Here is a 15,137-nt window from a genome sequence, read left to right on the forward strand (position 1 = left end):
TCGAACAATAGTGAGAGAAATATCTTTCCCCCCTATAATCATTATACCCTGTATTATGAGCTAATAAAAGTATTGTAAAATTCCTTTTTTATGATATAATAGAATTGATGTGTGTATGACAAATTCATGCATTATTTTTTTACAAAAAGGTAAAATTATGAAACAGAATTTCAAATCAACCGTCAACGCTTGTTTTTTGGCATACATAGTTCAGGCAATAGTCAACAATTTTGCGCCGTTGCTGTTTGTTACTTTTCAAAAAGAATTTGACATTCCGCTGTCGCAAATTACATTGCTGATTTCTTTCAATTTCACAATTCAGCTTTTGGTTGACTTGCTGTCGGCAAAGGCAATCGACAAAGTCGGCTACCGCACATCAATGGTTCTGGCACATTTTCTGTCGGCACTTGGTCTGGCAAGCCTTGCCGTGCTGCCGTTTGTATTACCAAGTCCGTTTGTCGGACTGCTGATTTCGGTTATGATTTACGCAGTCGGAGGCGGAATTTTGGAGGTTTTGGTCAGCCCGATAGTTGAAGCGTGCCCAACCGATAACAAGGAAAAAGCAATGAGCCTTTTGCACTCGTTCTACTGCTGGGGACATATGGCAGTCGTGCTGTTAAGCACCGTGTTTTTCAATATTTTCGGCATCGAAAATTGGCGAATTGTCGCCGTGATTTGGGCAATATTACCAATAATCAACGGCATTGTTTTTGCAAAAGTACCAATAGCAAACTTGATTGATTCGGGCGAAAAAGGTATGAGCATAAAAGAACTGTTCACATCAAAGGTGTTTATAATTCTGTTCATAATGATGGTTTGTTCAGGTGCAAGCGAGCAGGCAATTTCGCAATGGGTGTCAACTTTTGCGAAAGAGGGCTTGGGAATTTCCAAAACGGTCGGCGACCTTGCAGGACCGCTTTCGTTCGCACTGTTGATGGGCACATCACGAGCACTTTACGGCAAATTCGGCGACAAAATTTCCCAAAAGAAATTAATCCCTATTTCTTGCATTGTGTGTATCGGAGCGTATTTAGTTGTGTCACTTTCACCGATACCGGCGCTGTCGCTGATAGGTTGCTCAATCTGTGGCTTCTGCGTGGGAATTATGTGGCCGGGAACATTCTCGATTTCGTCGGCAATGCTCGCCAAAGGCGGAACGGCAATGTTTGCACTGCTCGCACTCGGCGGCGACCTCGGCTGCAGTGCAGGTCCAAGCCTTGTCGGCTTCGTGTCGTCAATGGCAAAGGATAACCTAAAAGTCGGCATCCTCGTAGCCACAATCTTCCCGATTATCCTACTGCTGAGCACAAACCTCCTCGGCAAATTCTCAACAAAAACCAAAGCCTGACTAAATTTTTATTGATTTCAAAAAATTATAGTTTATTAATTTTTCTTGGTATGTTATAATATGGGAACAAAAGGCACAGTAAATTAGGGCGTTTCAAGAAAAATTTGAGATAAAAAAGCACAACAGAATTGATTTTCTGCTGTGCTTTTTCTCTTTTTTACAACAAAATTAACTGCTCATATGCAATGAACTATTATCTTTTTAACAATCTGTGCACAACCAAATTCTTAAAATATTTAAATTCATCGTTTCTACAAAACACAATCAAAAATACAATATTGGGTAATATTGCAGTAATTATAACCATTATGATAAATTTAATTATTGTAACTCCTCCCGCAAACACAGCAGAAGAAATTAATTGCATAACTACAACAACACATGCTAATAAACTAAATCTAAATAGAAGTTTAAAATAATATGGCTTTACCGGTTTGTTAAATCCATCTCTGTGAATAACTAACGGCATATACCAGCCATTGATACATAATCTGGATATCGGAGTGGCAAATAAGACACCTGCTATCCCCAAAGGATAACTTAAACCGATAGAAAGTACAATATTTAGTCCTGCTACAACTAAAGGGAGATACTTGCCTTGTTTAAACAACCCAAGCGCAGAACGAAATGTAGACATAGTGTTTATATAGCCTTCAATAAAAAACCTAGAAAATAATGCAACAATTGCGATATTGCTTAATAAATAGTTTCCTCCTAACCAAATCTTTACAAACGGATTAGACAATGTAATTAAAGCAATAGCAGAAAACGCATAGAGCCAATAATTCATAAAATCAACTCGTTTAAACATTATGTATCCCGTTTCATCATCGCTTTCCACAAACAGATTTCCTAAACTTGCAGAAATTGCCAAAGTAACTTGCGATAAAACTGCTACAATCGCTTCCTCTATCATTATAAAATTTGATAACAATCCAACCCAATTCAATCCTACAAACGCAGAAATAATAATTGAATCAGATGTATTCAAAATTTTAAAAGATATTTTTTGAAGCATCAGTGCTTTTACATCATCGAAAATTTTCTTTTTTTCTTGTCTTGGTAATTCTTCTTTTAAATTATTAAAAATCGGATAATCCTTTTTTACTCTAACCGCAATTGCAATATTTTGAAAAATAGTGCATAACATTTGAACAATCAAATAAATCGTAAAATTCTTAAATGCTAATAATAAAACAATCTGAATAACAGTTTTTATTAAATTAAAGATAGTACTATAATTTGAAATCACAGAAGCTCTTTGGTCAGCTTGAAGCAAAGAGGACATATAAGCAAAAAACCAATATGACAATACAGAGTTAAACAAAAAAAGCAAATAATAAAAAGTCAAACCTTCAATATCAGGCTTGTTTTTTATTATCACATCTAAAAAAGGTACAATTAATAATCCTATAAAAAGAATAACTGTGCCAATTATTCGATAAACTCTTTTATACAATCTCATTATTTGAGATAATTTAGTATAATCCTTTTCAGCCAACGGTTTATACATACTATAAACCATTGCAGTGCTAAATCCCAATTCAGCTAAAGACAGCATATTAAGTATACTTGAATATAAACCATTAACACTCAAATAATCATTACTTAAACACTTTATAAATACAGTCCGAACAACAAACGCTGTTAGCATAGATAAAATCCTAAACAGCATTCCACTAACCATATTTTTAGCCGAATTTCTTAATCTGCCATCACTCATTTAATTTCCTCAAACTATATTTTAAATATTTTTCTTTTTATTATTTCCTTCCAATCTTTTTTATAATGGTTTAATATAGCGTTTCTTCTGGCTTTTTCAAGATCAATATTTAACAAATAATCACAAACATCTTTATGAGCAAGATTTTCATAATTATCCTTCATATCCTTTATAATATCATTCCAAAAAACTATATGATTACTATCTAATTCCATTGCATTTTTTATAATAAATGTTTTTAATAAATCTAAAAAATCACCTTCAAAGTAAAAACCATATTCAGACAAATCATCTGCACCTTCAGCTATCAGAGCAAGCATTGATCTAAAACATTTTTCACATTCACAACAGTTTTTTGTGTTAAATGAACATACACGCAAAAACATATCCATATCACTTTGATTATGATACTCAACTAATTTCTTAACCTTTGCCTGACGGGATAATTCATAACCATCATGAATAGTACTTATTCCTGCACACTTTATACAATTGTCAATTCTTGGATCTGAAACGCAAATTATATACTGACCAAAAGTGTATGAACTTGCAATATAGACCGTTTCTACAGAAAACTTATAAGCAGCCACCATAGCGCATCCAATAAACGCCATTGAATGTTGAAACCCAAACCACCAAGTAGTATCCTTGTCATTGCAAAACTCTTTATCAACATTCGATGAAATAATAAATCTTGCAAAATTTGATTTTACAAAATACGATTCCAATGACAAAGATGACGCTATTTTTTCAATAGCACTTACATCTGCATCATAGACCTTATTTTCTTCATCAGATTGATTTAGATACCATCCATTTGTATTAAATAAAATTGGTTTCTTATCAATAATTCTTATGGTTGTAGTAGTTGCATCCACACCTCCAGTAAACAACTGCAATGCCTGATTATTAAATACAAAAGAATTCTTTATTCTTTTTGCAGCTATTAACGTGCCACCAAAATCTATGTTTGAATGTAATTCTCTAAAAGCGGTTTTTAACGGTTGAATACAATCATAAAAATCTTCATCTATTTCATCAATCCAAATCACACAATCAACAAGCCAAGAAAACGGTAAAAGATTTAAAAGCAAAGGAACAACTAAAACAGATTTAGGAATATCGGTTACTTCAAATGTATATTCTGTAAAGAAATGATGTTCGGGTAAAAAAAACATCTCTAAACCTTTCGAGAGATTAAAGTATATGTCCACACATTTCCCATTGACCTTTATTTCTGTAATTTGAATACTTTCCATTATCTAAACTCCTCAAATTGTGCTTTCCAACGATTTATTTCATCAAAAGGCATAATAACCTTTGTTTCAAATTCACTATTTATCATTTTATCAAGTTTATCCACTTCGTCAATCATCAAGCAATTCAAATTATTACACGCATTAATTTCTTTTGCTCTTTCGTCAATAGCAATTATTATTGCCCTTTTCTTATGACGCATTGCATAAACGCCACCATGAAGCCTTGTGCCAATATAATCTAAATCAACAGTGTCAAGAATATGTTCATACGCTTCTTTTGTTGGTGAAATAAGTTCAATTTTTTCAGTATTAATAAACTTATTAAAATAATCCAAATCATTATCTCCCTGAATCCAACAATACACTTTTGAATAATTCTTTTGAACAATATCAATCATTTTTTGCTCATTTGGATTTAGCTCTGTTCTTGCAGTTAAAGTAATTACTGCCGTATCCGCTTTCTTTGTTGGAATTGTTTTGCAAAATTCCGGGGTAAGCATCCACATAGTAACACACCCGGTATTAATAGCCTTTAATCCGAGAACTTTCTCAACATATTCCTTGCTACGCTCATCACGAACACTATGATAATATTCATGATTCAATACACTTCTATACAACTTTGTAGTGTATGAATTGGTATAGTCACCGGCGCCCGCACCAACACCAACAGTAATCACACCATTCAGCGGTTTTGAATTCCATTTGTTAATATTCCATTGAGGATAATGTGTTTTCAAATCTTTAACCAAAAGATTTGATCCGCCTGCAAACTTGTAATCACAATTGCTATACATTTGGACAACTGATGAATTTCTCCAAACTGAAAAAGCATTAAAAGCCGGTAAATGTGTTGGCATATTATATACAAATGAATCTTTTAATATCGGCATTAATTCTTTTCTAACGCACTCCATTATAATCGAGTCACCCATATTTGATGTCCCTATCGATGTATCCAATAATTGAATTCTTTTCATTTTTTCTCCTAAACAGAAACAAAATAAAACAAATTTAACCAATGAAAATTTTCATTTTATAATCTTCTTTAATTTTTCAATAGTTTCTGTTCCTATTATTCTACGAATAGCTCTGTTAATCTTAAGCAATTTTGATGATTTATCACTCCAACTCGCATCATACCAATGAATTGAATATGTATTGGGTGTTTTGGTCAATTTACCTGTTAAACTGTCATACGGATTAAAATACTCTGCAGGATAAATATGAATATCACATACCGTTTGTTCACTTCCGTCCAAAAATATACCTTTTGTTTTAAACAAATCTGTTGCAACTTTCGGACATCCTATTTGATTATATGTTCCGTCATCATTTATAAAATTCCAATTTCTATAAACATCAATATGCTCTTTAAAAAACGGCATCCCTGCTTCTGCACCAAAGCCTAACCCCGACGCAACATTTTCATCATTTTCAAATCCCATATATGCCTTATTTTTAAGCAAATTGTCAAGCGGTTTAATAACCTCAACATCGGTATCCATATATATTCCGCCATACTCATAAACAATCATAAGACGAGCGACATCAGAAACGAACGCATACTTTTTTGCTTCATAAGCCTGCTCAACAAAAGGCATGCAATGAATATCAAAATTTGTTTCGTTCCACTCGATTATTTCATAATCCGGACAATACTTTTTCCAGCTGTTTATGCACTTTTGAACACTTTTTGGCTTTTCGTTTCCACCAAACCAAAAATAATGGATTTTTTTTGGAATCATATCAATCTCCAATAAGTTTGTATAACTTTTCTATTTCTTTTGAATTTGTATAATCTGTTTTCTTTGTGTTTTCAATTAATTGATTCTGTAAATCTTTATCATCTATAACTTTTACAATTCCGTCAGCACAGCCCTGATTGTCCATTGGTACTATTACTCCGTCAAAACCGTCTTGTAACTGTGATTTTGATGAAGCATAATTTGTGATAATAACCGGCTTATTAAGAATTTGTGCTTCTCTGACAGCAACACATTTTCCTTCATATCTTGAAGGCTGAACATAAATATCGCAAGCTTTTATATACGGATAAGGATTTTCTTTTTTGCCAAGAATAATAACAGTATCCTCCATATTATATTGTGCGATTTTTGATTTAATTAAATTCTCATCAGCACCGTAGCCAATTATATACCATTTGAAATCTACGCCTTTTGATTTGATAATGCTTGCAATTTCAGGAACATCATCAAAATTCTTCGCTTCACAAAATCTGCCGATAGAAAGTAATTTAATCGAATCACCGGTCATTTCATTTTTCACATTAAATAAGTCTGCTTGTTCTTCAATAAAATCTTTTGATAGAATATTTTCAATCTTTACAATTTTATTTTCAAGAGATGGAAAAGTAGACAAAAAAGCCCTTGTAACATCATCGGAAATAGAAACAATATTATCAAATTTTGACCACATTGCCAATTCAGATTTAACATCTAATTCGATTGTTGAATAATCTGTATGTATCCAGGCAATTTTTTTATCAGCATTTACTTTTTCAGAAACAATGTAGTGAGGCGTTAAAAAACTAATTGCTATATCATAATGTTCATTATTAACCTTAGGCAAATACTTAACTGTATGCTTATGGCTGTATTCAATAGCAACCGCGCTTCTATTTAAAGTGTGTTTTATATCATATAACTTTGCCTTTAATTTTCCACAAAGACGACCCAAAACAACTTTGATTTGACCCTCTTTAAGTGCCAAAACCATAGGCTTCATTATAGCACTATACTGCGAAATTTCAGGCAACAAATTAACTTGCTTGGGTATCAACGGCATCAATTCACCACTGTGTTTGAGTAAAAACAAATCGACTTCATACTTTGAATAATCTATACTATTAAGTAATCCAAGTAATGCTCTTTCTGCACCGCCGATTTCCATTGCGTGTGAAAAAATAAAAATTTTCTTTTTCATAAACTATTTAGCTTTCATTTTAAATGACGAATTTTGCTTTACTTTATATTTAATTAACATTGACAAGGCAACCCCAAAAGGAATTGCCAAAATCGTCTGAAGTTTTTTAGGCGATTTTTTAATAAATTCGTGTTCCTTTGCTATAATTGAACTCGAAACATAATGAACGCAAGTCTTAAACAAATCCAAGCCTGATTGACGCTCCATATCTGCAACTCTAAGAAAAGCAAAACCTTTCGGATTATTAAAATATTGCTTCCACATTGAAAATGATGAACCGTCCTCTTGATAGTCAACAACACAAACCGGCTCATTCATTATCAATAATTCTTTTGTTTCATCAATGATATGATACTTATATACAAGACCGACATACTTTTCTCCCTCAAACTCGGGATATGCCGGAGTTGCTTTTATTACATCTGTTCTATATATTAATTTCTTATCTCCAGAGCCGCCGTTTTTATAATATCCCATTAATGTAGTGGATTTCTTATTTGGAAGTTCCGTTCCTATGACATTACTGCTACCTTTATAAATATCAAGAGCAATAATTCCGGCATATTCATCAGAACCGTTTTTCTGCCAAAAACTAATAATTTTTTCAACCGCATCATCCGGCATATAATCATCTGAATCAATGCAAACATTTAACTCAGTATCAATATTTTCATAAGCAACATTATGGGCAGTATGCATACCGCCGTTTTTTTTATAAATATATTTAATTTCAAAGCCATTTTCTTGCTGTTGCCATGTTTTAATCAAACCCGCTGTATTGTCTGTTGAACCATCATCAACAACAAGCCAAATAAAGTCCTTACAAGTTTGTCTGCAAAGGCTTTCAAAACATTGATTAATTATATATCCCCTATTATATGCAGGAGTAAATATTGTTAATGTTTTCATTTCTGCTCCGATAATTGTAAATAAAATTTAGTTAAATAATCTACTGTTGTTTTAATATCATAACCTGATTCAATAATTTTTTGCTTAGTATTTTCCCGTTTATATGATAACATTGTTTTGATTTTTTCAGCCCATTCTTTTGGAGAATTTCCAAGGCTCATAAATTCAACATTCCCGGTAATATCAACCTCTTTAGGAATTGTGTCCGACAGCAAACATTTCAAACCTGATGCCTGAGCTTCAATTGTAGCAATCCCCAACCCTTCATAAACTGACGGGAAAACAAACACATCAAACAATTGAACAACATCATTTATATCATCTCGTAATCCAAGGAAAAAAACATCATTTTCAATATTAAGTTCTTTTGATTTACTAACTAAACAATCGTATTCTGAACCCTGTCCGGCCGAAACAAATTTTGATTTTATGCCCAAATCATTTAATTCTTTTAAAATGTCCAAAATAAAAGTTACATTTTTATTCTTATCAAGTCTGCCAATATGTCCCAAAACAAACTCATCGTTTTTAATGTTCAAATGATTCCTCAATAAATTTCTTTGATTTTCATTAAAAATATACTTTTCAGATTCTATTCCGTTATTTAATACTTTGTAACAAACTTTTTTGCCAAATAACCATTCACCGGCCTCTTTTGAACAAGCAAATTTGTAATCACAACAATTATTAAATCCAATCTTCAAAAATGATTTTACAATAGCTCTAAAACCAAATCCTTCGCTGCTGCTGTGAGAATGAGCAATAGTGATTAACCCATATTTTTTAGCGATTCTTAAGTGGATATTAGCCGAGCTATCCAAGTGACTATGAATAACTTTATATTCATTGTGTTCTTTAAAAAAACTGTTCCACCATTTTGAATATTCAAAGTGATTTATAACTCTATAATCCGGACAACGATATATTTTTCCGCCTAATGATTCTATTTCATCATCAAAAGCACATTTTTTATTTGTATGTTCGACAAAATCAAAATTAATTTTATTTCTATCAATGTTCCTATAAAGATTCATTATAAAATTTTCAATTCCGCCACGATTCATTTCGTGAACAATCATTAAAACTTTAATCATTTATACTCACTCATACAAAAAATCTAAACTCATTTAACAATATATGTTTAAGTTCATTATCTATAGGCTGATTAATAGCATTACCATAATAAAGAAACATTGTGTAACATGCAATAGCGACTACTTTCATCGGCACACGCCAATTAGGTTTAACCATATTGAACAATCTTGGCAAAGCGATTACAGGAAAAATGTAAAAATAATTCGCAAGACGGGCGAAATAGTTTGCAGTACCAAACAAAGCGATAAACATTATTTCGCCATTAAGAAACGACAAATTCAAACAAATATTATCTTGCCTGTCATATTCATAATACGGATCATTTATTTGTTTTCGAAGTATAAACGACATAACTAACGGAACTAATGTAACTAAAAGTCTAAAAGGATTAACTCCTTCTCCGCTGAACTCTTCAACAGTGTAATCTTTGCCCAAGGATTCGGTTGTTTCCAAAAGTGTACCTAACATTGGACGAAGCAAAATTCCGGCAAAGAAAAATAGAACTATCCACATAACCGTTCTTTTGTCCTGCCAAGGAAGAAAAAACATAAGCGGAACAATTAAATACATGATTGAATACGCATGGAAAGTTTCAGCTATTAATATCCAAAAAACAAACCAAAACCACTTTTTATTTATTGCCTTGTCAACCGCAAGCAAACAAAATGCAACGGCAATACACTGTTTTATTGCAGCAAGCGGAAATGTGAAAACAAGACACATAAATAAGAATATCGACATCAAAAAATCTGTTGAATACTTATGTATAAACCAAATATAAATGCTATATGTAACAATAGCGAAAACCATTAAGAAGCCATTATTAGTAAAGCCTAATGATTTCAACAAAATATTAACAATAGCAAATCCAAAATTTCCGCCAAATGTCCATTCAATATCTGAAAAATCAAAATCTGCATTTGTAGCTTCATACATATTCAGATATGTACCGGTATCATTATACTGTATTCTCAGTCCGGCAAATAGAGCCATAGCAATGACAGCTATAATCCATATAAACTTTTCTTTATAAATATAACCTGTTAATCTTTCATTTTTTCTTGAAAATCTGTCAGAAAAGAAAGCTATTGCCAAGCAAATAACAATTATAGGAATTAGTTTCCACATATATTTCTCCGCTCATAATAATTTTTCAATAGTTTTTTTAACCACTTTTTTCTTATCAAACACCTCGGCAATATGATTATGCGAGGCTTGTCCCATTTTGACCTTTTCGTCATATGGCAGTTCAATGAAACACTTTATTTTTTCGTACAAATCTTTAGCATTTTTCTTTTCAACAAGATAGCCGGTTTTGCCATCAATAACGGCTTCCAAACAACCATGAATATTGCTTGTTATAATCGGTCTGCCCATTGATGCGCACTCAAGATTTGTATTTGCCATACCCTCATGCCATGACGGAAGAACAAAACAATTGCAATCTCTAATAAATGGTCTTACATCATTTTGATAGCCATGGAATTTCAACCAACCTTCATTGATATAATTATCAATAATTTCTTTATAGTCTTCTTCATAGCTACCAAGCACATCAAGATTAAATTTATATCCGTTTTCGTAAAGTTTATGGCACGCATCAAAAAGTTCATTTACACCCTTTTCTGCCATAATTCTACCCATAAATAAAAATTTTGTAACTTCTGATTGGCTTGGATATTCAACAAAACTAAACTCTTCAAGATTGACCCCAGCACCATTTAACAAGAAAGTTTTTTCTCTGGAAACGATTCCTAAATCTACTATTGTATTTAAATTTTCAATATTTTCAAAGAAAACAACTTTGGATTTACTAAATGACATTTTATAAAGTGCAACAACAAGTTTCTTTAATAATCCATCGTTTTGGAATGCGGTTCCCAATCCTGTAATATTATTTGCATATTCAATATGAAGTAATTTAGAAGCAATTGAAGCATAAATATTTGGCTTAATTGTGTAAGTGACAACTAAATCTGGTTTTTCTTTTTTTATCAATCTTAGGTACTTAAAAAATAATAGAATATCTTTTATCGGATTAAGTCCTCTTCTGTCAATAGGCGTTTCAATCAATTTAACGCCAAGTTCTTCTAATTTTTCTACATCTACATCAAACGGTGTAAAGCAAACAACTTCAACATTCTTTTTCAAAAAATCACATAGTAATTCTTTTCTAAACCCATATAAACCACCGGAATTATTTGCCGCCACAACAATTTTCTTAACCATTATCAACTCACCAATTAACTTTTTAATAGCATCTTTTATGTAAAAAATGCTTTAAACTACATCACCTACATTGCTATTTAAAATTAAACAACTACAATTGTAACAATAGTGATTTTAACAAAACAAATCTTTTTATTATGTATTCCGTAATTATCAAATCAAATATATTCTCCTGCTGTAATTCTGAATGTCGAGCCAGTCATCATCGACGAAGAATCTGACATCAAATAAACTAACCCTTCTAAATAATCAGTTCTTTCCAGCATTCTTCCCATAGGAAGGATATCGGATGCTCTTTGTCGCAATTCAGCTTCGGACTCACCTTGTGATATTCTTAAACTAACTTCACCTTCAGTAGGTGTCCAGCCTAAAGTCAAATAATTACATCTTATTTGCTCAACAGCATAATTATGGGCAATATGCTCCATAAGAGTCAACAACACGCCTTTTGAACACGCATAAGCCGCTCTATCTTTTTGCCCACCCCATGCGTGAGCAGAGCCTGTAAGAACAATTGATCCTCCACCACTTTCACGCATATATTTAATTGCTTGCTGACAACAGAAAAAACAAGATTTGAAGTTAACATCCATAACCCAATCAAATGTGTCTTCGTCACAAGTATCAAGCGGAGAAACAGGCGTTACACCTGCATAGTTGAAAAAGCCATCAATTCTTCCAAACTTTTCGTATGCTTTATCAAAAAGATTCTTACAATCATCAATATTTAACAAATCAGTATGAACAAACAGACCATCACTACCGTAGGTACGCATAATTCTTATTGATTTTAAAGCAGATTCTTCATCTCTACCACCAATAACAACTTTTGCCCCCTGACGAGCAAATTCTTCGGATGCGGCACGTCCCACACCTTTTGTTCCACCGGATACAACTATTACTTTTCCTAATAATTTTTTATCCATATTATAATTCCAATGCCTTATCGATATCGAATCCCTTCAATATCATATTGTTACCATTTTCATCAAATACTTTAACTTTTTCGGCATACTCTTTTAATGTATCTGCAAGCTCTTGTTTACTATCACAAACAAGGTACAGTCTTGTTAACACTTGCTTTTCGTTACCAATCCACTCTTCAGGAACAGTATCACCCTCATAAAGCCTTTGAACATTTGCAACAACTCTTGGATCGTTATCCACTTCTTCAAAGCCTTCAATTTCGGCAATTTTACCTTGCTTTAACAAGAACCATTGTGTTGCAGCCCACTTACCTCTTAAATATGTATCATCTGCTTCTTCAAGATCAAGATCACCAGCTGAACCAGTAAGTGCATATCTAATAAGCATTTCTCTTTGATCAAAACCTTGAATTGCTTTAATAAGAAGATGTGGTGCTTCACCTTGAAGTCTAAAACCGGTATCATAAACATAGAATTCACCATTCTCATAAAAACCTGATAGCATAAGAATACCATCTGTGATACCAATTTCCTTAAACATACGGACAGCATTATCGTGCATACGGTCGAAATACTCACTAATATATTTTGACGGATATGTGCCACCCAAACAAACTCTACTTAACCCTGGTTGTTCGTCTGTTGTGTATCTATCATAAATACACGATGCACTGCAAACTCCATCCTTAAATGTATAATACATTCCAAGATCCGGACATTCCATATATTTTTCAACAATAAATCTTTTCTTGTTGGAAGCTTCTAAAGCCTTTTCGACAGCCGGGCGTAATTCTTCCTCGTTATAAACAACGGTCATACCAACTCCGCCACCATTATCAACCGGCTTAATCATTACTGGATACTTAATTTTATCAATATCACTTTGCTTCATTTCAGCATCTAAATAATATTCAGGAATACCATGTATTCCATAACTCTCACAAGTTGCCTTAAATACATCCTTGAATGCAAATACATCAACTATTCTTTGCGAAGCATAGCAAGGCAAGCCAAGTGCATCACAAACCTTACAGTATGACGGAACAAGAATATCAGCTACACCAACAAGTACACCGTCGACCTGCTCATCACGAGCTAATGAAATAAGACCCGGTACATCCATTCCGTCAATATCAGAGCTCTTCCAAGCATATTTTTTTGCATCATCAGTATGTCTACCACTTGCAACAATAGTTTTTATGCCCATATTATTTGCAACTCTAACAAGAGCTGAAGTCTCAGGGTTACCGCCAAGAATCAACAATTTTTTTCCTTCAAATTCTCTCATAAATATATCTCCAAATTTTATAATTCTATTTTTTCACCCATTGCCATAATAACAAAATCCTTATCTGGGCACTGTTCTGTAATTATATTGAAAAACTTCCCAGGATTTCCACCATGGGATGCAAACATTCCATAATGGCAAGGAACAGTAATTCTTGGATTTAATGCTTTGCATAAATCAACACAATCTTGTTCATTAAGATTTCCATATGCACCATTAATCGGTGCAATCATAACATCAATTGAACCAACTGATAAATATTCTTGCGTTCTGTCAAGTCTTAAGCAAGAATCACCAACTTCAAGAATTCTTTTTCCATCGACAGTTACAATAACACCAACTGCATCAGGGGCTCCTGAACCGTGATCACAATTAATGAAATCAATTGAAAAATCTCCGCATTCTTTATGATCACCTGGCTTTACATAATCAATATTTGAATTTGTAATACTTTCACTTTTTACAAGTTCTTCACAATCAACAGATGCATAAAGCTGAGTTTTGTTATTGGACATTAATTCTGGAATGGAATCTACATCATAATGATCCCAATGAGGATGAGTCGTAATAACACAATCAAAAGCAATATCAAATGGAGAAAGAATTTTTGGAAGAAGTCGTTTAAAACCAACATGACCTTCTAATCTTTCTACACATTCAGACAAATAGATATCGATTGCTAGCAACTGTCCAGATTTACTCTTGATAATATATCCAGCTTGACCAACAGAAAATAAATGTGTTTTCCCTAGTGGAGCTGTTAAAACACTAATTACAAAATCATTCATTATACATTAACCTCCTGGTTGTCTGCTTCAAGTCCCATGAATTCCTCCATAGTAGCACTTGTGTCAGAACTTATGCCCTCTCTTTTCAAAACGTTTTTAACTGTCATTATCAGAATTTTAATATCCATTATCAAGCTATAATTATCGACATATTCAACATCCATATTGAATTTGTCTTCCCAGCTAACAGTATTTCTGCCATTCACCTGTGCCCATCCGGACAGCCCCGGTCTTACTTCATGCCGTCTATGTTGATGTTCATTATATCTGGGTAAGTATTTAACCAACAAAGGTCTTGGACCGATTACTGACATATCACCTTTTATTATGTTAAACAATTCGGGTAATTCGTCAAGACTTGAAGTTCTCAAAAACTCGCCGTATTTAGTGAGCCTATCCGCATCCGGCAGTAGATTTCCATCCTTATCCTTTGCGTTAGTCATTGTACGAAACTTGATAAGCCTAAATATCTTTTCATCCTTGCCCGGTCTTTGCTGAGTGAAGAAAGGATTTCCCTTCATAACAAATGTACCAACTATTGTCAAAATCAACATAAGCGGTAATAATATCATCAATGCAAGAAATGATGAAACTATATCAAAAAATCTTTTTATGTACCTATACAT

At 33.1% G+C, this 15,137-nt stretch carries 14 protein-coding genes; 1 reads left to right on the forward strand and 13 read right to left on the reverse strand.

Annotated features, from left to right (window positions below; all coding sequences use genetic code 11):
- Positions 1-157 precede the first annotated feature (157 nt).
- Positions 158-1,348, forward strand: coding sequence for an MFS transporter (locus tag B5D29_RS02130; RefSeq protein WP_078767926.1), 1,191 nt, complete (start codon positions 158-160; stop codon positions 1,346-1,348).
- Between the two features lie 193 nt (positions 1,349-1,541).
- On the opposite strand, the gene B5D29_RS02135 is transcribed toward B5D29_RS02130, so the two are convergent.
- From B5D29_RS02135 to B5D29_RS02195, 13 genes are all read right to left on the reverse strand, one after another.
- Entirely contained in the window at positions 1,542-3,071 is a 1,530-nt protein-coding gene (locus B5D29_RS02135) for an oligosaccharide flippase family protein (protein WP_078767927.1), read from the reverse strand.
- A gap of 14 nt (positions 3,072-3,085) precedes the next feature.
- Positions 3,086-4,330, reverse strand: coding sequence for a hypothetical protein (locus B5D29_RS02140; protein WP_078767928.1), 1,245 nt, complete (start codon positions 4,328-4,330; stop codon positions 3,086-3,088).
- On the reverse strand, positions 4,330-5,310 hold the full coding sequence (locus B5D29_RS02145) for a polysaccharide pyruvyl transferase family protein (protein ID WP_078767929.1): 981 nt from the start codon (positions 5,308-5,310) through the stop codon (positions 4,330-4,332). Before B5D29_RS02145 ends, B5D29_RS02140 begins: the two co-directional genes overlap by 1 nt.
- A gap of 51 nt (positions 5,311-5,361) precedes the next feature.
- Complete coding sequence (locus tag B5D29_RS02150; protein WP_078767930.1) at positions 5,362-6,078, reverse strand: glycosyltransferase family 32 protein; 717 nt, start codon at positions 6,076-6,078, stop codon at positions 5,362-5,364.
- A gap of 1 nt (position 6,079) precedes the next feature.
- A complete protein-coding gene (locus B5D29_RS02155) occupies positions 6,080-7,276 on the reverse strand; it encodes a glycosyltransferase (RefSeq protein ID WP_078767931.1) in 1,197 nt (398 codons plus the stop codon).
- 3 nt (positions 7,277-7,279) lie between these two features.
- On the reverse strand, positions 7,280-8,185 hold the full coding sequence (locus B5D29_RS02160; protein WP_078767932.1) for a glycosyltransferase family 2 protein: 906 nt from the start codon (positions 8,183-8,185) through the stop codon (positions 7,280-7,282).
- A complete protein-coding gene (locus B5D29_RS02165; protein WP_078767933.1) occupies positions 8,182-9,279 on the reverse strand; it encodes a glycosyltransferase family 1 protein in 1,098 nt (365 codons plus the stop codon). The genes B5D29_RS02160 and B5D29_RS02165 overlap by 4 nt, the downstream gene beginning before the upstream one ends.
- Positions 9,280-9,289: 10 nt before the next feature.
- Positions 9,290-10,408, reverse strand: a complete 1,119-nt coding sequence (locus B5D29_RS02170) for an EpsG family protein (protein WP_078767934.1) — start codon at positions 10,406-10,408, stop codon at positions 9,290-9,292.
- A 12-nt stretch (positions 10,409-10,420) separates the two neighbouring features.
- Positions 10,421-11,509, reverse strand: a complete 1,089-nt coding sequence (locus tag B5D29_RS02175) for a glycosyltransferase family 4 protein (RefSeq protein WP_078767935.1) — start codon at positions 11,507-11,509, stop codon at positions 10,421-10,423.
- Between the two features lie 158 nt (positions 11,510-11,667).
- Positions 11,668-12,435, reverse strand: coding sequence for an SDR family NAD(P)-dependent oxidoreductase (locus B5D29_RS02180; RefSeq protein ID WP_078767936.1), 768 nt, complete (start codon positions 12,433-12,435; stop codon positions 11,668-11,670).
- A gap of 1 nt (position 12,436) precedes the next feature.
- Entirely contained in the window at positions 12,437-13,723 is a 1,287-nt protein-coding gene (locus tag B5D29_RS02185; protein WP_078767937.1) for an ATP-grasp domain-containing protein, read from the reverse strand.
- A gap of 17 nt (positions 13,724-13,740) precedes the next feature.
- Positions 13,741-14,511 carry an MBL fold metallo-hydrolase gene (locus tag B5D29_RS02190; protein WP_078767938.1) on the reverse strand — a complete coding sequence of 257 codons (771 nt, stop codon included), beginning with the start codon at positions 14,509-14,511 and terminating at the stop codon, positions 13,741-13,743.
- The gene (locus tag B5D29_RS02195) at positions 14,511-15,137 is read right to left on the reverse strand and encodes a sugar transferase (RefSeq protein ID WP_078767939.1); all 627 of its coding nucleotides are present in this window, start codon (positions 15,135-15,137) and stop codon (positions 14,511-14,513) included. The genes B5D29_RS02190 and B5D29_RS02195 overlap by 1 nt, the downstream gene beginning before the upstream one ends.

Source organism: Eubacterium coprostanoligenes (assembly GCF_900167205.1).
In the GTDB taxonomy this organism is placed as follows: Bacteria; Bacillota; Clostridia; order Oscillospirales; family Acutalibacteraceae; genus Eubacterium_R; species Eubacterium_R coprostanoligenes.

Bases quoted from the DNA above. Each gene is read 5' to 3' on its own strand.
- B5D29_RS02160 (WP_078767932.1), bottom strand. From the start codon at position 8,185: ATGAAAACATTAACAATATTTACTCCTGCATATAATAGGGGATATATA.
- B5D29_RS02155 (WP_078767931.1), bottom strand. From the start codon at position 7,276: ATGAAAAAGAAAATTTTTATTTTTTCACACGCAATGGAAATCGGCGGT.
- B5D29_RS02185 (WP_078767937.1), bottom strand. From the start codon at position 13,723: ATGAGAGAATTTGAAGGAAAAAAATTGTTGATTCTTGGCGGTAACCCT.
- B5D29_RS02150 (WP_078767930.1), bottom strand. From the start codon at position 6,078: ATGATTCCAAAAAAAATCCATTATTTTTGGTTTGGTGGAAACGAAAAG.
- B5D29_RS02175 (WP_078767935.1), bottom strand. From the start codon at position 11,509: ATGGTTAAGAAAATTGTTGTGGCGGCAAATAATTCCGGTGGTTTATAT.
- B5D29_RS02180 (WP_078767936.1), bottom strand. From the start codon at position 12,435: ATGGATAAAAAATTATTAGGAAAAGTAATAGTTGTATCCGGTGGAACA.
- B5D29_RS02190 (WP_078767938.1), bottom strand. From the start codon at position 14,511: ATGAATGATTTTGTAATTAGTGTTTTAACAGCTCCACTAGGGAAAACA.
- B5D29_RS02130 (WP_078767926.1), top strand. From the start codon at position 158: ATGAAACAGAATTTCAAATCAACCGTCAACGCTTGTTTTTTGGCATAC.
- B5D29_RS02170 (WP_078767934.1), bottom strand. From the start codon at position 10,408: ATGTGGAAACTAATTCCTATAATTGTTATTTGCTTGGCAATAGCTTTC.
- B5D29_RS02145 (WP_078767929.1), bottom strand. From the start codon at position 5,310: ATGAAAAGAATTCAATTATTGGATACATCGATAGGGACATCAAATATG.
- B5D29_RS02135 (WP_078767927.1), bottom strand. From the start codon at position 3,071: ATGAGTGATGGCAGATTAAGAAATTCGGCTAAAAATATGGTTAGTGGA.
- B5D29_RS02195 (WP_078767939.1), bottom strand. From the start codon at position 15,137: ATGTATAGGTACATAAAAAGATTTTTTGATATAGTTTCATCATTTCTT.
- B5D29_RS02165 (WP_078767933.1), bottom strand. From the start codon at position 9,279: ATGATTAAAGTTTTAATGATTGTTCACGAAATGAATCGTGGCGGAATT.
- B5D29_RS02140 (WP_078767928.1), bottom strand. From the start codon at position 4,330: ATGGAAAGTATTCAAATTACAGAAATAAAGGTCAATGGGAAATGTGTG.